The following is a 23740-nucleotide window of genomic DNA, read 5'->3' as shown; positions in this document are numbered from 1 at the left end:
GACAGCTTGGTTTGTTTTGCGGCGGATCGTCATCAAAAGCCCAGTTGGGATAGACTGCCCTCTCATGACTGATCCACGGAACGAGCGCGAGCCTTCGCTTCTCGACGCCACGTGTGAGGACTTCGTCTACGACTACGCCGAACTCACCCCCACCATGGGCACACAAATCGGGCTCGAGGGCTTCGACACCGAGCTGGAAGACTTTAGCCCCGAGTACTGGGACGCTGTGGCGGACCGGGTCCGCGACCTCATCGCGGACGTGGACGCGCTCAACGACTCCACCGACGCCTCCGACGACGAGGACGACTTCGACGACGTCGACCGGCTCACCGCCGCGATCCTGCGCGACCGGCTCTCCTTCCAGCTGGAGCTGCACCACCGGGGCGAGTTCCTGCGCCGCCTGAACAACATCGACTCCCCGGTGCAGACGATCCGCGACTCCTTCCTGCTCATGCCGAAGGTCACCGAGGAGGATTTCGAGCACATCACCGCGCGGATGGCGAAGGTGCCGGCGGCGCTACGCGGCTACAAGGAGTCGCTGACCGAGGCGGCCAACAGCGGCAACGTCGCCTCGCACCGCCAGATCGACGCGGTGATCAACCAGTGCGAAAGCCTCGGCGAGTCCGGCTCCACCCTGGACTACCTGGGCATCCCGGTCGGCTCCAAGGTGGTCGAGGAGGCGAAGGAGGCCTTCGCTTCCTTCGCCGACTGGCTTTCCACCGACCTCTCGCCGCAGGCGAAGCACGAGGACGGGGTGGGCCGCGACCGCTACGAGCTGTTTTCTGAGTTCTTCCTCGGCCGCGAAGTCGACCTCGACGAGGCGTACTGCTGGGCGCGCGAAGAGCTGGCTCGTACCGTCGAGAAGCAGGAGGCGCTTGCGAAGTCGCTCTACGGCGCGGACACGACGGTGGCGGGCGCATACCGGCGCCTCAACCGCGAAGAGCGCTACACCCTGCACGGCACCGACGCCCTGCTTGCCTGGATGGATGAGGTCAACGAGCGGGTCCGCGACTGCTTCGACGGCACCGAACTCGCGGTGCCGGAGGACCTGCCGCCTGTGGCGACCGCGATCGACCACACCGGCTCCGGCGGGATCTTCTACACTCCGCCGAGCGACGACATGATCCGGCCGGGCACCATGTGGTGGTCCGTGCCGGAGGGGCAGGAGACCTTCCACACGTGGCAGGAGCTGGCCACCGTCTTCCACGAGGGCATCCCCGGCCATCACATGCAGCAAAGCAGCGCGCTGCTCAACCGCAACGAGCTCAACCTGTGGCGCCGCTCCATGTGCTTCAACTCCGCCCACATGGAGGGCTGGGCGCTCTACGCCGAGCACCTCATGGAGCGCTTCGACTGGTTCGAGGACCCCGGCTACCGGATGGGCCTGTTGGATTCCCGACGGCTGCGGCTCGCCCGCGTCATGGTGGACATCGGCGTTCACCTGAAGAAGATCACCCCGGACGGCAGCGGCACCTGGGACGCCCAGTACGCGAAGGCCTTCCTCCGCGACAACTGCGCCATGCCCGAGGCGCACCTCACCTTCGAGCTCGACCGCTACATGGGCTGGCCCGGGCAGGCCCCCTCCTATGCCATCGGTTACCGGGATTGGTGCAACCTGCGCGAGCAGGCGCTCGCCCAGGGGATTGGCGCTGCCGAGTTCCACAGCAAGGCGCTCGCGCTCGGCTCAATGCCGATGGACATGCTCGCCCACGAGGTACTCAACCACTAATTTTCCGCAGAATCTTCGGCAGGTAGCCGGCGAAAACAAGGATGCAGATCAGCCGGATCACCTGCAGTGAGACCACGGCCGGGCTGGTGGCCAGCACCAGCACGGTCTCCAGCGCGCCGGGGCTGGTGGCCAGGTAGCCCTCGTAGAAGCTCAAGCCCAGCCATTTGGCCATGAGCCACCCCATGCCGGAAGGTAGGGACCAAGTATTTACTCCTGCATTTCGGGTGGAGTTGGAAGTTTAGATAGGTGGATACAATAGAGGATAGCCACAATTATAGTGACTAGAGGGTAGACCAGGGTGGTGAGGGTCTTGTCGACAGTGAAAAGCGATGCCATATCGACTAGGCTGTGGACTAGAATACATGGAATGAGACTGCTGCTCTTGTAATAAACCATCGTAAAAATAAAGCCCCAAGCAACCGCAAAAGCAATTTGAATGAATGTATCCAGACTGGCTTGACCCGATAAGAGATTCACAATATGGCCGAGGCCAAAGGTCACCGAGGATACGCTGATCGCAAGGAGTGGACCGTCTCGCTTAAGCAGGGTGCGGAAGAGAAATCCCCTGAAGAGAACCTCTTCAATAAAGCCAATTAAGCCCATGGTTACAAGAGCAAAGGCCAAATGCCTGCCATGATAATGAACCTGCAAGCCTGACCAGAGATTGCCTGTAGCTAGAAAGACTATGGGAATAAAATAGATAAAGAGTTTAGGGTTCTCAGGAAGTTGATTCAATTTATAGTAACTATTTAACCCAAGAGCCATCAGGAAATAAGCAATCACCAGGGATAACATCAAATTACCGGCCATTAATTGAATACTTCCATCCCCATATTGAGCTCTTAGGGGGGTTGACATCAAGACATATAAAATAATCCAGCCAAGAGAGAAGGCTAGGGGGTGGTGGTCATGTAGCTTGATCATAAGATCGTCTCCTATTCTTTGATAAGTTGTTGGTAAAAATCCTCTAGAATCGTCTCGAGTTCAGCCAGATTTGGCTTCATGGCGTTATTCGCTAGTAGACTGGTTGAGGATCACCTCTCGAGTAACTTTAGTGGCTGAAGCTGACGTAGCGGATGTCCGCGCCCACGTCGCGCGCGATCGCCGGCATCAGCGACGCGCCGCCGGGCAAAAGTGACAGCACGCCCGTTTCCCGTGAAACGCCGTGGTTGGCCAAAATTAGGCCGCCAACGAACCCAAGAGAGATCACCACCGCGCCCGCAACCACGCCCGGCAGCAGGTAGGGCAGCGGGTTCATCCCCACCAGCGGCAGCGCCGCGAACACGCCGACGGTGCCGCGGGCGAAGGTGAACAGGTGCTCGTTGACGGGCAGGTCTTCCTCCGTCACCAGCGCCACCGACCCGGCCCCCAGAATCCCGGCGAGAATCCACGCTGCTGGGACCCCCAGATACGAAAGCAGCAGCCCGAGCACCACTGACAACGGTGCTGCCACAAGCCAACGGTTCATGTGGGGCATAGTAGTCCCGTGATCGTTTTCCTCCTCGCCGCGTCTGCGTTCGCCGGCTGGATCGACGCCGTGATCGGCGGCGGCGGTCTCGTGCTCATCCCGGTGCTGATGTCGGCCACATCGATGCCGGCTGCGTCCGTGCTGGCCACGAACAAGGTCGCGGCGATCTCGGGCACCGCCTCCGCCGCCGCCACCCTCGTGCGCCGCGTTGGGGTCCCCAGGGTGACATGGGTATACGCCTTCATCGCGGGTGTCACCGCCGCGCTCGGCGCCAGAGCGGTCTCGCTTATCGACGACTCCGTGGCCACCCCCATCATCCTCGTCCTTCTTATCGGAGTGGGCATCTTTGTCGCGCTGAATCCGAAGTTCGGGCAGGAGGGCGCCGGCATCTTTTCCGGCAAACGTCTCGCCCTCGCCGCGCTCGCTGTGGCACTGATCGGCGGCTACGACGGCATCTTCGGCCCCGGCACCGGCATGTTCCTCATCATGGGCTTCACCGCCGTGTTCTCCCAGGCGTTTTTGCGTTCGGCGGCGATGGCGAAGGTGATTAATACCGCCACCAACTGCGGCGCGCTCGCCGTGTTCATCGCGGGCGGCTACGTGCAGTGGAAGCTCGCGCTCATCCTCGCGGTGGCGAACGTGGTTGGTGCCCAATTGGGGGCAAGGACTGTGCTCAAGGGCGGTTCGAAACTTGTCCGTGTCGCGCTCCTTGCGCTGGTTGTCGTACTATGCGCCCGTCTAGGGTGGCAAGAGTATCTGACACGCATGGGCTAATGTGCCAAAATGCTTGACTATGAGCCGTTTAGATAGTGATTCAAAAACATCTGGTGCGAAGAAGCCTACGACGGAGGAGCGCATCTACGCCTCCGTGCTGCGCATCGCCCAGCAGGAGGGGTTCGGCGCAACCTCTATCGACGCCGTTGTCGCGGACTCCGGCGTAGCGAAGACGACCATTTACCGCCGCTACGCGGACCGCAAGGAAATGCTGGTCGACGCGCTCGACAACATCGCGATTTCCATCCCGAAGCTCGTTGACTACTGCGAGGAAGGCGAGCCGCTGACCAAGGAGGCATTCCGCGACTACATCACGGAGCTCGGCGCGTTCATCGAGGACAACGTGGGCACCCGCGTGTTCGGCTCACTCATCGCTACCGCCGACCCGCTCGTGGTGGCCTGGCGCGAGCGCTTCGAGGAGGCCTTCTACGACCGCTTCATCGAGGACATTGAGGACGCGCAGAACAACGGCACCCTGCGCGCAGGCGTGGACCCAGGCGTGGTCGGCGCGATGGTGGTCGGCGCGGTGATTCTGCGCTCGACCTTCAACGTGGGCAGCCCGACCCTGCTGGCCAAGCGCACCACTGAGGTGCTGTGGCCGGTGATTGGCGTTAACTGAGGGTGAGGGTGCCGTCGATAAGCTTGAGCACGGCGATGACGGCACCAACGACCACAATGCCCACGACGACCCACTCAAAGGCATTGAACAGGCGCTCCTTGTTGCTGATGCGCGTCCAGACGTACGGGACGATGCCCGGGAGCACAGCGAGCGCGCCAAGCAGCACATAGACCGGATCAGCCGCGTAGATCAGCCACAGCGAGTAGATGAAGCCGATCGCGCCGATGGCCAGGTGGCGACGGTTTTCCGCGCGGGTGGTGTCCGGGCCCGAGTCGTCGAAACGCGTGCCAGCGTGCGGGTGGCTTAGGCCCTTGCCGCGCGAACTCAGCAGCACCAGGTACAACGCCGAGAAGATGTACGGCAGCAAGTACATGATGGTGGCCAGCTGCACCATCGCGTTATACGACGCCTCGTTGGCGAAGAAGATAATCACGAACAGCTGGATGACCAGCGTGGACACCAGCTGCGCGCGGAAGGGCGAACCCGCGTTGTTCGTCTTGCCCAGCGCCTTGGGCAAAAGGCCGTCGTTGGCCATGAGCACGATCGGCTCCGCGCACAGCATCTGCCAGGACACGTACGCGCCCAGCACCGACAGGCACAGGCCGATGGAGATGAACACGCCGCCCCACGGGCCGACCACGGCCTCGAGCACCGCGCCCATCGAGTTCTCCGGCAGCGCAGCTAGCTCCGGCTGGGTCAGCACGCCGTAGGAGAGCGTCGAGACCGCGACCAGCAGAAGCAGCACGGAGAGAAAGCCGATGATGGTGGCGCGGCCGACGTCGTGACGCGTGCGCGCCTGCTTGGAGTACACGGACGCGCCCTCGATGCCGATGAACACCCACACCGTGTAGAGCATGATGCCCTGTAGCTGCTGAGAAAATGGAATAGCAGAATTTTCGCCCCAAAAGTCGAGCGTGAACTTGTCCCAGGAAAACCCGAGGAAGGCCACCAGCACCACGAAGCAGAGGATGGGCACAAGCTTGGCGACGGTCGTCACCACGTTCATCACCGCCGCCTGCTTCACGCCGCGCGTGAGCATGGCGAAGATCGTCCAGGTCAATACCGTGACCGCCCCCGCGAGTACCCAATCGTTCTTGAATGCGGGCACGTAGTAACCGATCGTGGAGAAAAACAGGGTGGCGTAGCCCACCTGCGCCATGACCGAGCCCAGCCAGTAGCCCAGCCCACTAGTAAAGCCGATGAAGTCGCCGAGGCCCGCGCGCACATAGGAGTACACGCCGGAGTCCAGGTGCGGCTTCCTGCGCGCCAGGATCTGGAACACAAAGGCGATCGAGAGCATGCCCACGCCGGCGATGACCCAGCCGATGAGCATCGCCCCCGGGCTCGCCACGGAGCCGATGTTCTGCGGAAGGGCGAAGATGCCGGAGCCGATCGTGGAACCAATGATCAGCGAGACCAAGGTCCACATAGTCACTGTGTGGGCACGGGTAGTCATGACCGATAAGTTACCTGGCCCGCCCAGGAATCTGTTAGTTTTGATGCTTTTTTGTACGCGCGGTTGGTGTGGCGCTCCACGGGTCCTCTGGCCACGGGTGCTTGGGGTAACGTCCGCGCATTTCCTTGCGCACATCTTGGTAGGGCCCGTCCCAGAAGCTGCGCAGGTCATCGGTCACTGCGAGCTCCCGTCCGGCGGGGGAGAGCAGGTGGAACAAAAGTTTCCGCCCGGCGATCACGGGGGAGCTTTCTAGTCCAAACGCGAGCTGCAGTTTTACTCGCACGATCGGGCGCCCGGTGGAGTAGTCGACCTTGCCGATTGGCAGCTTTTCCGGCGCCAGTTCATCGAGCCTCGCTGCTTCCGGCCAGGGCAGCTGCCTGAGCAGCGCGTTGCGCATGTTGAGCTGGCTTATCGACGCCCCGTTCGCAAGCTCTGCGATTTCGATCGAGTAATCTCCTTTCGCAACGTCTGGCCACGGGGCCCCAAGCTGCTCGTGCAGGAAGTCGAGGCGCGCTTTGAGGCGCTGGGTTGCGTCGTCGAGTTGGAAATCATCCAAGGTCAGACCCTTGAGCGCCTCCTGGGCCTCCTCCGGCGAAGGCTGCACCGGCGTGGAGCTCAGCTCGATCGCGCCGACGGCCCGGACCTTGCGCCCGCGGACCTTGCCGCCCTGGAGACTCGCGCGCACCGTTTCTGTGATCCGCGCTTCCGGCAGGTGGTAGGGCGCGGCCTCGCGAATGATCGCCCCGCGCGCCGTCCTTTGCACCTCGGCGGCGGCGATCCACTCATCTTTTCCGGCAAAAGTTGCGCGCGTGCCGCTGGCGAGCAGGTACTCGTCGCCGATCTTCTTCGCCACCCACTGCGGAAAGGCGGTCGCGATCACGTCGCCGTCCGGGACTCTTGTCGTTTGCGGCACCAGTCGCGCGAGGCGTTTCGCGTCCATGTCGCCAAGCTTTGCGACGCACACAGCCGCCCCCGAGCCGTATTCGAGCAGCGCCGCGCCAAGCCGGGGGTCCAGCGGGAGTGCCACCAGTTTTCGGCCAAAACTTGTGATCGCGTTGTTTTCATCGAGGGCTCCGAGGTCGCGGAGGGTCGCGTGGGCGTCGGCAAGCGACTGCTCCGGCGGCGGGTCCAGCAGCGGCAGGTCGGGCGAGCCCCACGCCGCGATGGCGAGTGCCGCGCCGGTGAGGTCGCTGGTAGCAATTTCCGGCGAAATGTCGGGCGCGAACTTCTTCAGCTCCTCGCGCGAAAATGCTCGGACGACTTCGCCCGGGCCGAGGCGCCCTGCGCGGCCCGCCCGCTGTTCCGCGCTCGTGACTGCCTCAGAGACCGTGACCAGACCCGTCATCCCGCGGTTGTCGCGTCTTGGAATTCTTGCGAGCCCCGCGTCGACGACTCGCCGCACCCCCGGCACCGTAATTGAGGACTCCGCGACGCTGGTGGCGACTACGACCTGGGAGTCCCCATTGAGTGCCTCGTCCTGCTCCGCGGAAGACAGCCGCCCGTGCAGGGGTTTTGCATCTGCGCACGCACCACACACCAGGTCGACCTCGCGCGCGCCGGGCACGAACACGAGGGTGCGGGCATCACTTGCCTCCGCCAGGCGGGCGACGTGCTGGTAGAACGCGCGGGTACCTTGGATCCGCTCCGGGTGGGGTGCGTACTCGATCTCCAGCGGGTGCGTAACTGCCTCCGTCGATAGGATGCGCGCGCCGATATGTGTAGCGAATGTTGCCGCATCCAGCGTCGCGGACATCGCGGCAAGGTAAAGGTCATCGCGCAGCACCGCCACCTCCATGCACATGGCGAGCAGCAGGTCGGTGTCTAGCTGGCGCTCGTGGACCTCGTCGAGGATGACCGCGTTTACCCCCTCCAGCCCCGGGTCCTTGAGTAGGCGATTCAGGAGTACTCCCGGCGTCACGAATTCGACGAGCGACCCGTCCTTGTGCTCGCCGCGGATGGAGTACCCAACTTTTTGGCCCAAAGTTGAGCCGTCGAGGTGCGCCAGCCTCCTCGCCGCGGACCGGACCGCCACACGGCGCGGCGCGGTCACAATGGTTTTGCCGACCTTGTTCGCAATCGCCGGGGGCAGCAACGTCGTCTTGCCGGTGCCGGGCGGCGCCTGCACCACGAGCGGCCCGGAATCCGGTAGCTGGTCCAGGGAATCCGCTACTGGCAGGCCCTGTCCGATTTTCGCAAGGTCAAACATGAGTTTCCAGGGTAGCGTGAGGGGCATGAGACGTCTCTTCGCAGCGATCGTCCCACCAGATGAGGTCCGCGAGCACCTCATCACCGCCTTGCGCCCGATCAGGGACTTCTCCGGCACCGAAGTGCGCTGGACCGATCCCGACAATTGGCATATCACCTGCGCGTTCTACGGCAGCCAGCCGAACGACGCGGCCGCCGTGAGCGACCACCTCTCGCAAGCGACTGCGTTTACAAGACCGATCCGCCTCCACCTGAGAGGCGCGGGTTGCTTCGAGCGGCGCACCCTGTGGATCGGGGTCGGCGGTGACAAAGCGCAGTTGAAAGACCTCATGGCGGACTGCCAACTCGACCCGGGGCAGTGGCACCGCCAGCGCGCCCACCTCTCAGTCGCGCGGAGAGGCACGAGAACGCGCGACATGCTGCTTCTCGACGACCACGCCCACGCCCTCTCCGTCTACTCCGGCCCCGACTTCACCGTGGATGAAGTCCACCTCATGGAGTCCCACCTCGGCCGGGGCCGCAGTGGCGGGCCGAAGTACGAGGTGGTGGACACGTTCTACCTGCGCTAGGCGGGGAGAAGCTCCGCGAGCGCTCGCTCGACGTAGCTGAGCGGATCGTGGGTCGGCAGTACGTCTTTGGGTTGGAAAGTCATGCCGTACTCATCTTCCAGCGCCGTGATGCGCGCCTTCGCCTCCGCCAAGTCCTGGTCGCGGTCGAAGTTGTCGAGGATGGCGTGACCCTTGGCGTTGAATTCCGCTGCCCGTGCCCGGTTCGCGCGCACGCTGGCGAGGCTGGAGCGCCACCGGGGATTGGTCGGTGTGACCTGCCGGCCAAGCAGCCCGTCTGGTTCGGAAATCTCGTAAGTGCCGTCGGAAAACAGCCAGATGATGTCGCCGGTGACCGGGTCGGGCACGTAGCTCGCCCGCTTATCCGTCTTGAGGTTGTGATGATGCTGGCACAGTGAGAAGAGGTTGCCTGGGGTAGTCTCGCCGCCCTCATCGAAGGGGACGCGGTGGTCCAGCTGGCAGGAGTGTGCCGGTGCGGTGCATCCGGGGTAGACACAGGTGCCGTCGCGGGCGGCAACGTAGTTGCGCATCTCGGTAGTCGGGCTGTAGCCGGGCGTAGAGGCGTTGGCGGCTTCGTCCATGTCCAGCACTTCCGCTCCGGTCTTGGCGATCCACTCGTCCAGCGCCGCCGTGGCCTCCGGGCCAGTCCACCCGTGCCCGGGGAACTGCACCGGGTCGCCAGCTTCGCGACCCTTCGGCGTGTAGCAGTGCAGGACAGGCGCATGAGTTGGCACGACCTCGCCGGTGAGCAGCTTGATCATGGCTTCGGCCAGTGTCACCTTGTGCTCGCGCGCCGCCGCCATGATGCTCGTGCGGCATCGGGCGGCGCTGAGCTCGTTCGTGCTCAGCTGCACGATGGACTGCTCGACCCCGTCCAACAGGAATTCATCGAAACTCACCTGCTCCTGCGAGCGGGAGCGCTCGCGCTCCTTGCGCCGCTTCTGGTCGTAGGCGCGCTCGGGGTCGATCTGGCGGATCAGCTCCCGGATGCGGCGGGTCACCGTGTGACGCTGGGGCATGTGCTGGTTGGTGCGGGTGGGGGTGAAAAGGGAGGTCAACGCATCGTCGATAAGCGAGAGCGCTTCGGGGTCTACCTCTTCCCCGAGCTCGGCGAGGACCCGCTCGATGGCGACGAGGTGCGACATGTCGAGCAAGCGGGAAGCGCGATGGAGGGCTTGCAGGCGCGGGAGGAGGCCCAGCGTGGCGAAGGCGAGGATGCCGCGCTCGACGAAGCCCTTCGACCACGCGGTGGCCTGCTGGATTTGGGTCACGCGCATGTCGAAGTCCTCGATCTCGGTGTCGATGTACGAGGAAAATACGGCGAAATGTGCGTCTCGGACGGCTTGGCCTGCGGAACTTATCGGGTCGTCGGGTCGTTGGGTACGGAAATGGGCTGGCGGGCTTGCGGTTGTGGTGGTCATGGTATTACCCCTTCGAAATGAAGTTTCCTTCAAAGTAGCGCACGCATGTTCTATTCGCAAGGGTTGTAGGACACCTAATTTGGAAATAGGGGACTGCCTGTGCTAACTGGATCGCTTCGCAATATTCCGTTTAACCACAGCGGGTACGCCCGCGGCGAGCGAATCCTCGGGAAGGTCCCTGGTCACGACCGCCCCCGCCGCGACGACGCACCGATCGCCGATGTGCACGCCCGGCATCACCATCGCACCCGCGCCGAACCAGCAGTTTTCGCCGATCGTGATGGGTTTTGCGCGCTCCCAGCCAGCGGCGCGGTCGTCGGGGTCGAGTGGGTGCTCCACCGTGATGAGCTGGCAGCCGGGTCCGAAAAGGGTGCCTGCGCCGATGGTCACGTCCGCGATGTCGAGGATGGTGCAGTTGAAGTTCATGAAACAGCCCGGCCCGAAGTGCGTGTTCGCGCCGTATTCCAGGTGAAGTGGGGCCCACACGTCTGGTGTTTCCCCGTTTGGGAAGATTTCGGCCAAAAGTTCGCGCGTCCGCTGCGGGTCGGTGTTGTGCAGGGCGTTGAACTCCCGGAGGAGTGTCCATCCTGGTTGGTGGTCGGGGAGTGCTTCCGGCTTATACCACGTGTTCGTCATGCGGCTAGGGTAGGTGCATGTTTTTGCTACTCGCCACGTGGATCGCGGCAATTGCGAGCCCGGGCCCGGACCTCTTCCAGCTGATCCGCGTCGGAACGAAGGATCGGCGCGCCGGGGTGCTGTGCGCGCTGGGGATCATGGTGGGCAACACCTTCTGGATCGTGGCGTCGACAGCCGGGCTCAGCGCGCTCGTGAATACATTTCCGCAGATTCTGGCGGTGCTGCAGCTGGTTGGCGGCGCGTACCTCGGCTGGATGGGGTGGAGCGCCATCCGTAATGCCAGTAATCCGAACGTGCCGGCGGCGGCGAGCGTGCGCAAGCCCTTTCGCCTCGGCTTGGCGACGAACCTTTCCAACCCGAAAGCCATCCTCTTCTTCGGCGCGATCTTCGCCCAGTTCAACGCTGGCGCACTTGAAGCGATCCTCCTGATCGTGACTGGCGCGGTCTGGTTCGTCGGCTTTGCACTTTTGGCCGCAAAGTTGGGCGGAGTTATTGCACAGTACGGACACGTGGTGGATAGAGTCACCGGCGCGATCTTTGTGGCACTGGCAGTGTGGATGATTCTCAGCGGCGCGCGAACCATCTTGTTATCCTAACCGCATGGTGGCCCAGAAAGTAGCAGTAGTCACTGGCGGATCTGCAGGTATTGGCGCGGCGGCGGCGCGAGCGTTGGCAAACGACGGGTGGCACGTCGTCGTCGCGGCGCGGCGCCTCGACAAGTGCGAGGTGATCGCAAAGGAGATCGGCGGGGTTGCGGTTGAGTTGGATGTGACGGATCAGGTGAGCGTCGATAAGCTTGCGGCCCAGCTTGAGCGAGTCGACCTGGTGGTCAACAATGCGGGCGGGGCGAAGCAGCTGGACTACCTGCGGGACGCGTCTGACGCGGACTGGGAGTGGATGTTTGCCACCAACGTGATGGGCACAATGCGCGTCACCCGCGCGCTGTACCCGCAGATCAAGGCGTCGAAGGGGCTGGTGATCAACATCGGATCGGTTGCCGGCACGGACGCGTACAAGGGCGGATCCGGCTACAACGCGGCGAAGTACGGTCTGCGCGGCATCACGCGCGCGTTCCGCCGCGAAGAGGCGGAGCAGGGCATCCGCGTCACTGAGATCGACCCGGGCCGCGTCAAGACTGAGTTCTCGCTCAACCGTTTCGCGGGCGATAAGGCAAAGGCCGACGCGGTCTACGAGGGCAAGCTCAACCTCACCGCGGAGGACATCGCGGAGGCGATCCGGTGGGTGGCGAGCCTGCCGCCGCACGTCAACATTGACAGTCTGAACATCATGCCGACTGACCAGTCCGAGCGATAGCAGTTATCATTGGTCATATGATTTTGACAATGACTCCAAACGTTGAAGGCCGACAGATCACGGAGTATATGCGCGTGATCGGTGGCGAAACCATTGTCGGCATGGCAATGTTCCGCGACTTCGCCGGCCGCGTCCAGTCCCAGGAGGGCGAGGTCAGCCAGGCCCGCGACTCCGCGCTCAACGAGCTGTGGAACCGCGCCCAGCAGATGGGCGCCGACGCAGTGGTTTCCGTCGACGTCCAGTACGACACGATCGGTGCCGACAGTGGGCTGCTCATGGTCACCGCTACCGGCACGGCAGTGAAGTTGGCCTAGCATGGATGTCGCAATTTCCGGGGACTCGATCCGGCTCGGCCAGTTCCTCAAACTCGCGAACCTCGTCGAGTCTGGCGGCCACGCAAAGGAAGTCATCGCGGCCGGCGAGGTGCAGGTCAACGGCGAGGTCGTCACCTCCCGGGGCCATTTGCTTAGCGACGCCGACGTGGTCCACCTCGGCGGCACCTCCGCCACCGTCGTCACCGGCGGCGAAGACGCTGAAGACCAAGACTACTTCGACGAACGCACCGCCAACGACGATTTCGACCCGGAAAAGTGGCGCAACCTGCCCTAAACTACGATGGGCTTTTCACTTCTTCAGGTTGGAGGACCCTTTCATGCCCGCTTTCAGTGCCGAGCCCGGAATGCCCTACTGGCAGGACCTGCTCACACCAGACCAGCAGAAATCGACCTACTTCTACTCCAAGCTGCTCGGCTGGGAGACCACCGGCGAGAGCTATCGAGTAGCGAAGAAGCAAGGCCTGCCAGTCGCGGGCATTGTGCCAGGCGAGCCACCCGCGTGGGTGACCTACTTCTTGGGCAACGCCGATGTGGAAAAGTTTGGCGGAAAAGTTGTCGCCTCCTCCGAGGTGTCGCTGGGCCGGATGCACGTGTGCCAGGACCCGGCGGGCGGCGTCTTCGGCCTGATCGAGCCTGCCGGCGAGGAGCAGTTCGTCGCGGCCGGCGAGCCGGGGGTGCCGGTGTGGTACGAGTACAGCGCCCCGAACCTGCAGGCCATCGACTTCTACGGCGACCTCTTCGATTGGGAGATCAAGGAGTCGGAGGGGTACTACCTCGCGATGGAAGGTGGGTCGCCTTTCCTCGGCATGCGCGTGGAGGACAACCCCGTCGGCTGGCAGAGCTTTTTGGGCGTTTCTAATATCACTGAAGCGCGCCAACAGGTCGAAATGCTCGGCGGCAAGGTCCTCGCAGGCCCGGGCGATTCGCCCTTCGGCCCGATGCTCGCCATGCAGGACCCGACTGGCGCCCACGCCTTCCTCGTCGAGGCCCCCGAGCCCGCCCCGGAGGACTTCAGCGAGGCGGACTCGGTGCTCGAGCTCTAGGCGCGGAAAAACTCGGCGAGGTCGCGCACTTTTCGACGGGCCTCCGCCGGCGTCTGGATGTAGTGCGTCGAGTGGTAGGTCTGCGCGCCTTCGATTTTCATCCCGATCGAGTCCTCGGTGCCGACCTGGGTAAAGGTGGGCACATCGAGGCGCACGACTTTTGTGGGAAAAGTGAATGCGACTTTGTCGATATCTTTCGGAACGTAGTCACACCCAGAGGAAAACGCCCACACGGCAACTGTCTTTGCGCCAGAGTTTCGGGCGAAAGCTACGGCGGAACTTGCGTCCCCAACGTCGTCCACGTCCAACACTGTGCACCCGGAAAGCTGCGCGAGTGCTGCCGCTTCCGGGCGGAAGAAGTGGTCCTTTGCAACGTGCGGGCCGTCCCACAGGCTGATGATCCAGGACGCGGAGTCGCCGAAGATTTCCCCCAGCTCGCAACTTTTCTGCGAAATCTTGTCGGTGTAGGCCACGCCCGGCATCGTGTGGTCGACCGCGGAGCCGAGCATGAGCATGGCCGCGTGCGTGATGCGGTCCGGCAGCAGCGCGAGGTACTGGGGGGAATCCGGATCGTAGGTGGACTCGATGTAGCTGCGGAGCTGCTCGAGCTGCAGGTCGTCAGGCAGCTGTCGATCGACGCCGCCGACGTTGAAATTCGGGTCGCCCTGGATGTTCTCCGGGTACTCGTCTACCAAATCCTCACCCGCTTCTCCGGCGCGATCCACATCTTGGAGCCGGGCTCTACCTCGAACGCGTCGTAGAACTCGGCGACGTTGGCGGCAATCACGTTGCAGCGGAACTCGTTTGGCGAGTGCGGGTCGATGGCGAGCAGCTGTGCCGCCATCTCCGGGCGGGTCTTCGAGCGCCAGACGCGGGCCCAGGCGAGAAAGAGGCGCTGGAACCCGGTGTATTCGCCGTCGAGGTCGCCGAAGGGGGCGAGTGGGCCGTCGTCAAGCGAGCGTTCCTTGAGGTAGCGCTGGTATGCGACGACTGCGATGCCGAGCCCGCCGAGATCACCGATGTTTTCGCCGAGGGTGAACTCGCCGTTGACGCCCTGGGAGCCCTCGCCAAGCACGGACGGGACCAGGCCGTCGAACTGCTCGACCAGCTGCTTGGTCAGCGCCTCGAAGTTCGCACGGTCCTCGTCGGTCCACCAAGAGTTGAGGTTGCCTGCGCCGTCGTAGCGCGAGCCCTGGTCGTCGAAGCCGTGGCCGATCTCGTGGCCAATGACCGCGCCGATCGCGCCGAAGTTCTCGGCGGCGTCCGCTTCCGGATCGAAGAAGGGCGGCTGCAGGATCGCGGCGGGGAAGGTGATGTCGTTGACCACCGGGTTGTAAAAGGCGTTGACCGTCTGCGGGGTGGTCACCCACTCGGAGCGATCGCTTGGTTTGCCAATCTTCGCCAGCTGGTAGTCGTGCTCGAATGCGCTGCCGCGGCGAACGTTGTCGACCAAATGCTCCGGATCAAAGTCCAGGCCGTCGAAGCTGCGCCAGCGGTCCGGGTAGCCAATCTTCGCCTGGAACTGCCCGAGCTTCTCCAGCGCGCGCTCGCGCGTGCCCTCGGTCATCCAGTCCAGCGCGCTGATGCGCTCGCGGTAGGCGGCGAGCAGGTAGTCCACCAGCTCGAGCATGTGCTGCTTGCTCGAGGGCGGGAAATGCTTGGCGACGTACGCCTGCCCAATCTCCTCGCCCACCAAGGACTCGGCGAGCCCGACGGCGCGCTTCCAACGGTCGCGCTGCTCGGTCGCCCCGGAGAGCTTCGTACCGTAGAACTCGAAGTTGGCCTGCCCGATCTCCTCGGTGAGCACGCCGGCGCGGGCGCGCAGGATGTTCCACGCGGCCCACAGCTGCCAATCCGCCAGTGTTTCGGGGCGCAGCATCGCTTCCAGGTCCTCAATGTAGGAGGGCATCATCGCGACGACCTTGCCGTCAGGGAGGCCTGAGGCGCGCAGCATCGCCTGCACGTTCGTCGGTAGTGCATCCACGGTGGTCGGGTTGTAGGTGGCCATCGCGTCGCGGGCGCGCACCACGTCCCAGTGGCTGCCGGCGAGGCTGGTCTCGAGGTTGACGATGCGCTCCGCAGCAGTTGCCGGGTCCAGGCCCAGCAGGTACATCGGCGGCAGGAAGCCGAGCATGCGCGCCACGTGCTCCTTGTAGGCGGAAAGTGTCTCCGCATGCTCCTCGGCGCGGTAGTAGGCCTCGTCCGGCAAACCCAGCCCGGACTGGACGAGGTAGGCGACGGCGTCCTCGGACTGCGAGTCCTTCTCTACCCAGTAAGTGAGCGGAGCCCCGATACCGACCCGTTCAAGCTCCCCGAGCGCGCGGACGAAGTCCTCCACACTTTTCACCGAAAGTTTGGCCAGGTCCGCATCCAGGGGAGTGATTCCTGCTCCGTTGACGGTGTCGGTGTCCATGAAGGACGCGTACAGGGTGGCCCCGAGACTGTCGTCTTGCTGCAGCAGGGCGCGAACGTCTTCTTCCGACTTGTCGCGCAGGGCGTAGAACGCCCCGTCGATACCGCGGTCGGCGGGAATTTCGTGCTCGCGCACCCAGGTGCCGTTGACTAGCTCAAATAAGTCGTGCATGCCCCCACTCTAACGGGTTTAGGCGTGCGAGATAATCCAATCCGAGGCCTCGCGCTGGTCCCACAGGGTGTAGTGGCCGTGCGCGCCCATCCCGCGGAAGACTCCCAGCGAACCGACGCCGAGGGAGCGGAAGAGCTCGTTGAATTGCTGCGCCGGCAGCTGGCCGCTGCGCAAGTTCGTCTTCAGCGCGGGCGCGACCAGCGGGCGGTAGCTTTCCCGGGTGGAGCACACGATGTCGGAGCCGTTGCAGATCTCGAGTACCCGCGGGCCCAACTCGCCGTAGCCGCCCTTGAGCTCGCCGAGCGCGCCTCGGGACGCGGGCGAGGTAATGCGAGAGAGGACGGCCCCGTTATCGCCCTGGTAGGGGTTGGCGAACAGCGCGGCGGAGTCGACGCGCTCCGGCGTGATGGGGCCGTTGCCGTGGGCGATGTCACGCAACAGGCGCGCGGCGATGTCTGCGCCGAGCGAGTAGCCGGTGAAGCTGAAGGTGGCACCGGGACACGCGTTCGACAGGCGGCGCACCGTGCGCACCGTCTCCTTGTACCCGTCTGCCGAGGAGGCGTAGTAGTTGTTCGCCGCGAACGGGGTGGCGTGGTAGGACACCCACAGCGGCTGGACCTTTCCATTGGTTCCCAGCTGGGTGAGGATGCCGGTGAGGAAGACGTTGCCGCCGTGCGGCATCGCGTTCGGGATGCCGGGGGCAGTGTTCGCCCCGCCCGGCACGGCAATGAGGTACTTGTTGGTGCAGCCCTCTTGGTCCACCAGCTGTTCCGTGTTTTCGGAGGGCTGGATCGGGGCGGCGGTCGCGGCAGTCGCTGGGCTGAGCGTGATGAGCGCAGCAGCGACCGCCGCTGCCAGGCGGGAAAGGCGCATGGGGTTTTACTCTTCCGGATCGCGGATCTTCATCGGGCCCGGCGTCCACCAGCCCGATCGGACCACCTCATCGTAGTCGATGTCCGCGTTGACCGGGACGTCGCCGACGGAGTTGGTGCGGCGCTCGTACTTCGCAATCGAGCCCCAGTCCCGCTGCCAGTCGGTCTTGAGGTAGCCGGGGATCTCGTAGGAGTAGTTCACGGCCTCCGCGGTCGATAGCGCGCCGCCGCCGTAGAAGTCCATGAAGTCCGAGAGCTGCTGCTTGCCGGGCGCGTCCGGCATGATGCGGAACTCGGGGATTTCGGTCACGCCAGCGTAGTGGCTGAAGGTGCGCTGGCAGGGGTACTGGAAGGCGACGGACCAGTCGAGCAGGCCGGGGGTTGCGGCGTTGAAGCGCTCGCCAAGTGGTGCCAGCTGCGGGTTGCGCAGCGGGGTGACCGCCATCCAGTCCTTCTCCGCCAGCGAGGTGTCCTCGGCGGACAGGCGGACCACGTCGGCGTCCTCTGGCAGGTCAGCGAGCGGATAGCGCAGGTTGCGCCAGAGCGGGGTCGGGCCCTGGTCGAGCATTTCGACTTCGCCGAGCTTCTCCACGCCGCCGTCGGTGCGTGTGCCGTATTCCAGCTTCAGCTCGGTGCCTTCCTGCTCCACGCCGTTGATGTCGTGGTGGGCGATGCGCCCGGCGACGGAGGTGACCAAAAGCGGCGCGTCCTCATTGGCCTCCGGCAGCTCGTACCAGGTGGTGGTGAGCTTGGCGCCGGCGGAAGGATCGTCCTCGAAGGTGCCGAGCACCGGCACGCGCGTGTAGTCCAGGTTGAAGGGCAGTCGCACGGTGGAGCCGTTGATGCCGCGCATGGAGTCGGGGCGGTTGCCCTGCGTGTTCGTGGTCGTCGTCGACTGCTTCTCTTCGCTCAGGTCGGCGGTGCTCGGGGTGTCCTCCTCGGTCGCGGTCTCAGAGGAGTCATCGCTTGTCGACGCCTCCTTGTCCGCCAAATCCGAAGCATTGGCGTTCTCGCTCACGATGAAGGCCGGCACGCCGTCCGGGGTGAAGCCGCGCGACTCGCTACCCGCGTCGAGGGAGCGGCCCAGCGGGACGCCATCGAGCGGGGTGAGGAAGGAATCGTTCGTGTTCTCCTCCAGCAGGACCTCGTTCGCCAGGGCGCAGTGGTCGCCGGCGAACGTGCGCACGTTGCCCATGCCCACCGAATACGCCGGGGCCTGGGAGGCAAACGCCTTGACGAAGGTGAGGCAGGAGAAGGCGACCATGGCGATCGCCATCACCGCGATCGGTGCCGACATGATGCCGACCCACTTGCCGCCGACCTTGTACTCGGTCTGGTCCTTGCGGAAGGACTGGAACACGCCCACCAGGGCGATCAGCAGGGCGATGGCGAGCATGATCGTGTTCGCCTCCACGCCCTTGAGCTGAACTGTCTTGTCCCACCAGGGCACGCCGAAGGAGGAGACGTACCACCAGGCGTTCCACCCGGCCAGGGTCATGGCCATGAGGAAGCACACCGCCGCGATGGCGAGGGTGCGGTTGCGCTTGGACTGCAGCGCGATATGCGAGAGCACCACCGCGCCCAGGGCCGCGACTGCGCCGCCCAGTCCGGCGTAGATACCGAAGTGGTGCGTCCACTTCGTCGGGGTGAACATGAGGAAGAAGGTGGCCAGCCCCACGATGTAGAGCATGCGGCCGGTCACGTCCTTGGTCACGCCCGGCACCTTGCCGAAGCGGGTGACCGCCCAGCCGATGAGGATGAGGCAGAACAGGAAAACGAACATGGGGAAGCGGCGCGTCATCGAGCCGTCGACAGACTGCTGGAACAGCGTGCCGTAGCGCACCCACTCCGAGTACCACTCGAGCGCCGGGCCGACCTCGGCGCGCACCGAGGTTGCCTCCAGCACGGTCGCCAGCGTCTGGTCCTTAAACACCGGCACGAACACGGCAAGGCCCGCGCCCAGGAACACGGCGACATACGCCAGGCCGGGCGCGATGTGGCGGCGCGCGTTCATAATGCGGAACACCTGCGGCAGGCACACGAGGAACACGCCGACCGCCGCAAGGCCGGTCGGGCCGCACGCCAGCGTGATCGCCGCCGTGACAGTGCCCCATGCCGCCGGCGCGAGGCGGTCAGTCGCGATCGTTCGCTCAAACAGCGCCCACGTGGCGATGAGACCGAGCGCGATGATCGGCTCCGGGCGGGTGCCGTTGTTGTAGGGAAGCCAGAAGGCCAGGAAAACGAAAGCGGCCGTCCAGTGCGCCATCCGCCGGTCCGCTACCGCAGTTCCCAGGCGCGGCAGGATCTCGCGGGAGAGGATCCACCACGTCAACAGCGCGGCGATGAGCGTGGGCAGGCGCATCCACATCGAGGCGGTCGTCACGTGCGAAAGCAGGGACAGCAGGTCGTAGAAGGGGGAACCGAAGGGGGCCTCCGGCACGCCATACCAGCGGTAGTAGTTCGCCATGTAGTCCGACTCGGTGGCCACGCGCGCCATGGTGAGCAGGAAGCCGTCGTCCGAGGTGTTCGCGCCGAAGACGTGCCAGAAGCCGAGGATGGCGACAACGAGGCCGTCGAGAAGCGTGAAGGTGCGCCAGCGGGAGCCAAAGGCGGGCAGATTACGCCCGTCGTAGCGGTCGAGGCGGCGCAGCGACCACAGGCCGATCAGCGCGGCGATGAGCCCGCCGCACATGGCGATGAGCTTGACCAAGGTCGGCGACGAGGTGAAGCGGGAGTTGATGTCGACGGAAGCGTGCAGGCCGGCGTCGATAAGCATGCCCGAGGCCTCGGGTTTGAGCTCCGTGTACAGGCCGGTGAACTGCGGGCGGTAATCGTCCTCGGACTCCTCTACAAAGGTGGTGCCCGGGATGGCTGCGGTCATGCCCTCGTCGGTCTGGCGGACCTCGAGGACGGCCTCGCGCGGCAGTGCGCGGACCTCTTCGGCGCTGAGCTCGAAGATCACCTCGTCCAGCGAAGACACCACCAGGCCACCCTCGGGGGAGGTGACAAATAGGCCGCGGTAGGTCGCGTCCTCGGAGGACTCTGGCAGCGTGGACAGGATGGTCGACTGGCCCTCGCGCAGCTCGTCGACCGCGCTGATCGGGATGGTCAGCGACACGTCCTGCGGGGCCAGCGAAATCAGCGGCGCGTTCACCGACGCGACTGTGTCGTGCTGCGGCCAGGACACCTTTGACTGGACCTGGTTCACCGGCAGGAAGGGGGTGAGAACGAGGAGGGCGAAGGCGAGGATGCCCGACACGATCGCCGTGTAGACCAGCGACTGCGGAGCCTTACCTTGAACATTTGAAACGGTTGCCACGTGTAGCAACCTTACTGTGACTGCCCCGTTATGTACGCACCACTACCGCGAAGGGGCCGATCTGCTCCACGTGCCATTCGTCACCCTCGAAGGCCTCCGCGTTGAAGAAGAGCCCCTCGTAGCGCACGTTCGGTTCGTTCGGGAAAATGTCGTGCGCCACGTGCGTCTTGAAGCCTTCGCCGGGCTCTTCCACGTCGCCACGGAAGATGAAGGCGACTGGCGGGGCCCATTTGGAGTCCTCGATGGCGCCGGTGAGCGCTGCCGGGTCGTCCCAAGACAGCTGCGACCAGGCGATGAGCTCTTCGTTGCGCAGCGCGAACTCGCCGAGCGGGTTGGCGTAGTGGCTGGTAAAGGCGTTAAAGCCGAAGTAGGGATTGTAGGCCATGTAGTTGATCTCGTCGGTGTAGATCACCGCCTCGTTGGGGTGGTGGTCGTGCGACTCGAGCAGCTCGGTGATCTCGCCGTAGTACTGGGCGGCGTCAGGCGGGAAGCGGTCGGCGCGCTCGCCGAAGCCGTCGGTGTCGGCGTAGGCCTGGTCGATGTGGGACTCGTTTTCCGCAGGAATCTGCTGCACGTACTGCAAACACGCGCTCGCCACCACGATGCAGATGATCGCGATGATCGTCTGATTCATCGCCAAATTGAAGCGCGTGGGGAAGAAGTAGTCCAGGCCCACCAGGATGATGTCGGTCACCGCGAGGATGCCGGCGGTGACGAAGAGCTCAATGATGAGCACCTCGACGCGGAAGCCCAACAGGGAGGTGCCCAGCAGGGTCGCTGCCATGGAGGCGAGGCACCACGCGTAGCAGACAATGATGCCCACACCGAGCGAGGCCACCTCGCGCTCGCCCGCGCGAATCACGATGAGAATCAGCCCGAGCAGCGACAAGAGCCCGATGATAGAGAAGGAGAAGAAGGGCAGCGGGAAGACTGTGCCCTCTTCCGGCAGGAAGTGGTTAGCCGTCGACTGGACGTCATAGTTGCCAGACAGCGCCGCGGCAAGGTAGCGCCACCACGTCACCGCGGCGATGGCCAGGGAGGACACCCCGATGATCAGCAGGCGGATGAAGGGGCCGGCGTCGCGGGTGACCACGAAGAAGACCAGCACCGACATCGTCACCACGAACAGCGCGGCAATCGCGGTGAACAGCGTGTAGAGGCTGGCGGAAATGCCCAGGTAGAGCGCCATAAAGATGATGGCGTTGCGTGAGCCGAGCAGCGCGCGGTACGTGATGACCGTCGCCGCCGGGAAGAACATGGCGACGATGGCGGCGTAGGGCTCATCGGGCGTCTCCGTCAGCACCACCGCGGTAGTAAAGGTGGCGATCACGCACGCGACGGGAAGCGAACCGGTGATCTTCTGCCACACCGGGACCAGCATCGCCGCGCCCGCCGCCAAGGTGATCAGCGCCCAGGGCTGGAAGACCTCCCAGCCCGGCACCCCGAGCAGGTCCGCGACGCGGCCGCCCAGCCAGAACCAGCCCATAGGGTAAAACGACGGCAGATCCGCATAGTTCATATCCGCGTTGCCGGCCGTCTCCGTCATCCGCGACAAGAACTGGGTGCGGAAGCCTTGGTCCACCTGAATGCCGTCGAGCCACAGGCGGGTCGCCGACAGTGGGATCCCCAGCGAGGTCACCACCAGGGCGGGCGCCGTCAGGTGCATGACGATGCCGTTGAGCCACTTCCTGGTCCCGCGCAGCCAGAAGACAGCACAGATCAGGGTCACGATGAGCACAAGGATGGAGCCTGCCGACGACAGCGCCCGAATCGCCATGGAGGTGTTGTATGCGGGCAGCGAGATCGCGTGCATCACGAACCAGACGAGCGTGGTGGCGAGCGCGCCGATACCACCAGCAAGCAGGGTGCGGATCAGCGTCTGCTGCGCGGAAATCGGATCGGGCGCGTACCCGGTGGTGCGCAGGTCCGCGCGGGTCTCCTCAACGGAAGCTGTCGTGCTCATGCCCTCTAGTTTCGCATAACTTACCGCGGGACTAGTCCACACCTCGCTCGCTCAGGAACATCAAGATGGCGCGCACCCGCCGGTTGTCCTCGTCAGGGGTCAGGCCGAGCTTGGAAAAGATGCTGGAGACGTGCTTCGCCACCGCAGCAGAGGAGAGGAAAAGTTTGGCCGAAATGTCTGCGTTGGACAGCCCCTCCGCCATCAGCTCGAGGACTTCGAGCTCGCGGGGGGAAAGCTCCCGCAGCCATGGGGCGCTGGTGTGCATGAGCGAACTCGCGACCTCCGGGTCGATGACCACCCCGCCACCGGCGACATTTTCGCAAGTGGCGATGAAGTCGGCGACCTCCGCGACCCGGTCCTTGAGCAGGTAGCCGGTGCCACCGCCAAAGTTTTGGCCGAAAAGTTCGCGGGCATAAGGCGCGGCGACGTATTGGGACAGGACCAGCACGTTGAGGCCCGGGTGGCGTTGGCGGAGCTGAAGGGCAGCGGTGAGTCCGTCGTCGCGCATGTGCGGGGGCATGCGCACATCGGTGATGACAAGATCGGGCAGGGGCGCGGCGTCGATAAGCGAGACGAGCTCGTCGGCGCTCGAAGCCTCCCCGACAATGTCGTGGCCGCGCCGGGTGAGCAGGCCGGCGACTCCCTCCCGGAGCAGCGCCGAGTCGTCTGCAACCACAATCTTCATGCGCCCACCCCGCTTTCGCCGCGGAAAAGTAAGAGCGGGATGCGTGCGGCAATCGTGGTCGGGCCGCCGGTCGGCGAGACCAGCTCGAGGGTGCCGCCGAACGCGGCGACGCGCTCGCGCATCCCGTCGAGGCCGCGCCCGGGGAGAAACTCCGCACCCCCGTCGCCCTGGTCCGTGACCACCACGTTGAGCGTGTCGTCGCAGGTGATCAGGACGTGTACGGGACGCTGTTTCGCATACTTCGCCGCGTTGGTGAGCGCCTCGGTGGTGAAGAAGTAGGCGGCGGCGAGCACAGATGCGTCGATCGCAGGCAGCGGGTGCGGGGCGCGCACGCGCACGTGCGGTCCGTACTGGGAAGCGGCAGTCTCCACCGCGGCGACGAGTCCCCGGTCGGTCAGCTCGGTGGGGTGGATGCCGTGGACGGTGCGGCGCAGGGTTTCGAGGCCGCGCTTGAGGTCGGTGGCGGCGGCGTCGAGAAGCTTTTTGGTGCTCCCCTCCGCATCGAGCTTTGCCTCGCCCACCTTCATCGCGGCGGCGACGAAGTGCTGCTGCGCCCCGTCGTGCAGGTCGCGCTCGATGCGCAGCCGCTCTACCTCGTAGGCCTCGGCAATTTTGCGTCGAGAAGCCGTGAGCCGGTGCACGCGACTCGCGGCAGCTGCCTCATGGTTCGCTCGTTTTCTCCACCTCATACCTGCATAGACTAGCGAGGTAGTGCTAGCACTACCCGAAAAATGGGCGCGAGCACCATGGT

The 23740-nt window shown here is 64.5% G+C and carries 23 protein-coding genes; 9 read left to right on the top strand and 14 right to left on the bottom strand.

Annotation, left to right across the window (positions count from 1 at the left end; translation table 11 throughout):
- Window positions 1–64: 64 nt before the first annotated feature.
- Complete coding sequence (locus M3G14_RS02155) at window positions 65–1729, top strand: DUF885 domain-containing protein (protein WP_259924363.1); 1665 nt, start codon at window positions 65–67, stop codon at window positions 1727–1729.
- Here M3G14_RS02155 and M3G14_RS02150 read toward each other — a convergent pair.
- The 3 genes from M3G14_RS02150 to M3G14_RS02140 form a co-directional block, all read right to left on the bottom strand.
- The gene (locus M3G14_RS02150) at window positions 1719–1913 is read right to left on the bottom strand and encodes an AbrB family transcriptional regulator (RefSeq protein WP_259924362.1); all 195 of its coding nucleotides are present in this window, start codon (window positions 1911–1913) and stop codon (window positions 1719–1721) included. The two genes, M3G14_RS02155 and M3G14_RS02150, sit on opposite strands and share 11 nt — an antisense overlap.
- A gap of 23 nt (window positions 1914–1936) precedes the next feature.
- Window positions 1937–2653, bottom strand: a complete 717-nt coding sequence (locus tag M3G14_RS02145) for a CPBP family intramembrane glutamic endopeptidase (protein WP_259924361.1) — start codon at window positions 2651–2653, stop codon at window positions 1937–1939.
- 127 nt (window positions 2654–2780) lie between these two features.
- Window positions 2781–3197, bottom strand: a complete 417-nt coding sequence (locus tag M3G14_RS02140) for an AbrB family transcriptional regulator (RefSeq protein WP_259924360.1) — start codon at window positions 3195–3197, stop codon at window positions 2781–2783.
- 18 nt (window positions 3198–3215) lie between these two features.
- On the opposite strand from M3G14_RS02140, the gene M3G14_RS02135 reads away from it, so the two are divergent.
- A complete protein-coding gene (locus M3G14_RS02135; RefSeq protein WP_259924359.1) occupies window positions 3216–3971 on the top strand; it encodes a TSUP family transporter in 756 nt (251 codons plus the stop codon).
- Between the two features lie 19 nt (window positions 3972–3990).
- Window positions 3991–4590, top strand: coding sequence for a TetR/AcrR family transcriptional regulator (locus M3G14_RS02130; protein WP_259924358.1), 600 nt, complete (start codon window positions 3991–3993; stop codon window positions 4588–4590).
- Here M3G14_RS02130 and M3G14_RS02125 read toward each other — a convergent pair.
- Both M3G14_RS02125 and M3G14_RS02120 read right to left on the bottom strand, forming a co-directional pair.
- A complete protein-coding gene (locus M3G14_RS02125) occupies window positions 4583–6046 on the bottom strand; it encodes a basic amino acid/polyamine antiporter (protein WP_259924357.1) in 1464 nt (487 codons plus the stop codon). The genes M3G14_RS02130 and M3G14_RS02125 overlap by 8 nt on opposite strands.
- Window positions 6047–6080: 34 nt before the next feature.
- Window positions 6081–8252 carry an ATP-dependent RNA helicase gene (locus M3G14_RS02120; RefSeq protein WP_259924356.1) on the bottom strand — a complete coding sequence of 724 codons (2172 nt, stop codon included), beginning with the start codon at window positions 8250–8252 and terminating at the stop codon, window positions 6081–6083.
- Window positions 8253–8277: 25 nt separating this feature from the next.
- Between M3G14_RS02120 and thpR the strand changes: the two genes are divergently transcribed.
- Window positions 8278–8820: an RNA 2',3'-cyclic phosphodiesterase gene (thpR, locus tag M3G14_RS02115; protein ID WP_259924355.1), complete on the top strand. Its 543-nt coding sequence runs from the start codon at window positions 8278–8280 to the stop codon at window positions 8818–8820.
- Here the strand turns inward: thpR and M3G14_RS02110 are convergent.
- Window positions 8817–10238 carry an HNH endonuclease signature motif containing protein gene (locus M3G14_RS02110; protein ID WP_259924354.1) on the bottom strand — a complete coding sequence of 474 codons (1422 nt, stop codon included), beginning with the start codon at window positions 10236–10238 and terminating at the stop codon, window positions 8817–8819. The two genes, thpR and M3G14_RS02110, sit on opposite strands and share 4 nt — an antisense overlap.
- Window positions 10239–10340: 102 nt before the next feature.
- Entirely contained in the window at window positions 10341–10874 is a 534-nt protein-coding gene (locus M3G14_RS02105) for a sugar O-acetyltransferase (protein ID WP_259924353.1), read from the bottom strand.
- A gap of 17 nt (window positions 10875–10891) precedes the next feature.
- On the opposite strand from M3G14_RS02105, the gene M3G14_RS02100 reads away from it, so the two are divergent.
- The 5 genes from M3G14_RS02100 to M3G14_RS02080 are packed head-to-tail and all read left to right on the top strand — an operon-like array spanning window position 10892 to window position 13566.
- Complete coding sequence (locus tag M3G14_RS02100; RefSeq protein ID WP_259924352.1) at window positions 10892–11470, top strand: LysE family translocator; 579 nt, start codon at window positions 10892–10894, stop codon at window positions 11468–11470.
- 4 nt (window positions 11471–11474) lie between these two features.
- Window positions 11475–12188 carry an SDR family oxidoreductase gene (locus tag M3G14_RS02095; RefSeq protein ID WP_259924351.1) on the top strand — a complete coding sequence of 238 codons (714 nt, stop codon included), beginning with the start codon at window positions 11475–11477 and terminating at the stop codon, window positions 12186–12188.
- Between the two features lie 29 nt (window positions 12189–12217).
- Entirely contained in the window at window positions 12218–12502 is a 285-nt protein-coding gene (locus M3G14_RS02090; protein ID WP_259924350.1) for a heavy metal-binding domain-containing protein, read from the top strand.
- Window position 12503: 1 nt separating this feature from the next.
- Window positions 12504–12797 carry an RNA-binding S4 domain-containing protein gene (locus M3G14_RS02085; RefSeq protein ID WP_259924349.1) on the top strand — a complete coding sequence of 98 codons (294 nt, stop codon included), beginning with the start codon at window positions 12504–12506 and terminating at the stop codon, window positions 12795–12797.
- 43 nt (window positions 12798–12840) lie between these two features.
- The gene (locus M3G14_RS02080) at window positions 12841–13566 is read left to right on the top strand and encodes a VOC family protein (RefSeq protein WP_259924348.1); all 726 of its coding nucleotides are present in this window, start codon (window positions 12841–12843) and stop codon (window positions 13564–13566) included.
- Here the strand turns inward: M3G14_RS02080 and M3G14_RS02075 are convergent.
- The 7 genes from M3G14_RS02075 to M3G14_RS02045 are packed head-to-tail and all read right to left on the bottom strand — an operon-like array spanning window position 13563 to window position 23678.
- The gene (locus M3G14_RS02075; RefSeq protein WP_259924347.1) at window positions 13563–14291 is read right to left on the bottom strand and encodes an alpha/beta hydrolase; all 729 of its coding nucleotides are present in this window, start codon (window positions 14289–14291) and stop codon (window positions 13563–13565) included. The two genes, M3G14_RS02080 and M3G14_RS02075, sit on opposite strands and share 4 nt — an antisense overlap.
- Window positions 14255–16150 (bottom strand): M13 family metallopeptidase, encoded by a 1896-nt coding sequence (locus M3G14_RS02070; protein WP_259924346.1) that lies wholly within the window; start codon window positions 16148–16150, stop codon window positions 14255–14257. The genes M3G14_RS02075 and M3G14_RS02070 overlap by 37 nt, the downstream gene beginning before the upstream one ends.
- Window positions 16151–16168: 18 nt before the next feature.
- Window positions 16169–17023 (bottom strand): cutinase family protein, encoded by an 855-nt coding sequence (locus M3G14_RS02065; protein ID WP_259924345.1) that lies wholly within the window; start codon window positions 17021–17023, stop codon window positions 16169–16171.
- A 6-nt stretch (window positions 17024–17029) separates the two neighbouring features.
- Window positions 17030–20341: an arabinosyltransferase domain-containing protein gene (locus tag M3G14_RS02060; protein WP_259924344.1), complete on the bottom strand. Its 3312-nt coding sequence runs from the start codon at window positions 20339–20341 to the stop codon at window positions 17030–17032.
- Window positions 20342–20369: 28 nt separating this feature from the next.
- Window positions 20370–22304: a galactan 5-O-arabinofuranosyltransferase gene (locus M3G14_RS02055; protein WP_259924343.1), complete on the bottom strand. Its 1935-nt coding sequence runs from the start codon at window positions 22302–22304 to the stop codon at window positions 20370–20372.
- Window positions 22305–22335: 31 nt separating this feature from the next.
- Complete coding sequence (locus M3G14_RS02050) at window positions 22336–22989, bottom strand: response regulator transcription factor (RefSeq protein WP_259924342.1); 654 nt, start codon at window positions 22987–22989, stop codon at window positions 22336–22338.
- Entirely contained in the window at window positions 22986–23678 is a 693-nt protein-coding gene (locus M3G14_RS02045; protein ID WP_259924341.1) for a sensor histidine kinase, read from the bottom strand. Before M3G14_RS02045 ends, M3G14_RS02050 begins: the two co-directional genes overlap by 4 nt.
- Window positions 23679–23740 lie beyond the last annotated feature (62 nt).

It is taken from the genome of Corynebacterium sp. p3-SID1056 (assembly GCF_025152525.1).
GTDB lineage: Bacteria > Actinomycetota > Actinomycetes > Mycobacteriales > Mycobacteriaceae > Corynebacterium.
The sequence above is the reverse complement of the archived record's forward strand: the minus strand, read 5'-3'. Positions and strand labels throughout refer to the sequence as shown.

Bases quoted from the DNA above. Each gene is read 5' to 3' on its own strand.
- M3G14_RS02080 (WP_259924348.1), top strand. From the start codon at position 12,841: ATGCCCGCTTTCAGTGCCGAGCCCGGAATGCCCTACTGGCAGGACCTG.
- M3G14_RS02090 (WP_259924350.1), top strand. From the start codon at position 12,218: ATGACTCCAAACGTTGAAGGCCGACAGATCACGGAGTATATGCGCGTG.
- M3G14_RS02100 (WP_259924352.1), top strand. From the start codon at position 10,892: ATGTTTTTGCTACTCGCCACGTGGATCGCGGCAATTGCGAGCCCGGGC.
- M3G14_RS02045 (WP_259924341.1), bottom strand. From the start codon at position 23,678: ATGAGGTGGAGAAAACGAGCGAACCATGAGGCAGCTGCCGCGAGTCGC.
- M3G14_RS02125 (WP_259924357.1), bottom strand. From the start codon at position 6,046: ATGACTACCCGTGCCCACACAGTGACTATGTGGACCTTGGTCTCGCTG.
- M3G14_RS02105 (WP_259924353.1), bottom strand. From the start codon at position 10,874: ATGACGAACACGTGGTATAAGCCGGAAGCACTCCCCGACCACCAACCA.
- M3G14_RS02140 (WP_259924360.1), bottom strand. From the start codon at position 3,197: ATGAACCGTTGGCTTGTGGCAGCACCGTTGTCAGTGGTGCTCGGGCTG.
- M3G14_RS02050 (WP_259924342.1), bottom strand. From the start codon at position 22,989: ATGAAGATTGTGGTTGCAGACGACTCGGCGCTGCTCCGGGAGGGAGTC.
- M3G14_RS02145 (WP_259924361.1), bottom strand. From the start codon at position 2,653: ATGATCAAGCTACATGACCACCACCCCCTAGCCTTCTCTCTTGGCTGG.
- M3G14_RS02065 (WP_259924345.1), bottom strand. From the start codon at position 17,023: ATGCGCCTTTCCCGCCTGGCAGCGGCGGTCGCTGCTGCGCTCATCACG.
- M3G14_RS02095 (WP_259924351.1), top strand. From the start codon at position 11,475: ATGGTGGCCCAGAAAGTAGCAGTAGTCACTGGCGGATCTGCAGGTATT.
- M3G14_RS02130 (WP_259924358.1), top strand. From the start codon at position 3,991: ATGAGCCGTTTAGATAGTGATTCAAAAACATCTGGTGCGAAGAAGCCT.
- M3G14_RS02085 (WP_259924349.1), top strand. From the start codon at position 12,504: ATGGATGTCGCAATTTCCGGGGACTCGATCCGGCTCGGCCAGTTCCTC.
- M3G14_RS02070 (WP_259924346.1), bottom strand. From the start codon at position 16,150: ATGCACGACTTATTTGAGCTAGTCAACGGCACCTGGGTGCGCGAGCAC.
- M3G14_RS02155 (WP_259924363.1), top strand. From the start codon at position 65: ATGACTGATCCACGGAACGAGCGCGAGCCTTCGCTTCTCGACGCCACG.
- M3G14_RS02120 (WP_259924356.1), bottom strand. From the start codon at position 8,252: ATGTTTGACCTTGCGAAAATCGGACAGGGCCTGCCAGTAGCGGATTCC.
- M3G14_RS02150 (WP_259924362.1), bottom strand. From the start codon at position 1,913: ATGGGGTGGCTCATGGCCAAATGGCTGGGCTTGAGCTTCTACGAGGGC.
- M3G14_RS02110 (WP_259924354.1), bottom strand. From the start codon at position 10,238: ATGACCACCACAACCGCAAGCCCGCCAGCCCATTTCCGTACCCAACGA.
- thpR (WP_259924355.1), top strand. From the start codon at position 8,278: ATGAGACGTCTCTTCGCAGCGATCGTCCCACCAGATGAGGTCCGCGAG.
- M3G14_RS02055 (WP_259924343.1), bottom strand. From the start codon at position 22,304: ATGAGCACGACAGCTTCCGTTGAGGAGACCCGCGCGGACCTGCGCACC.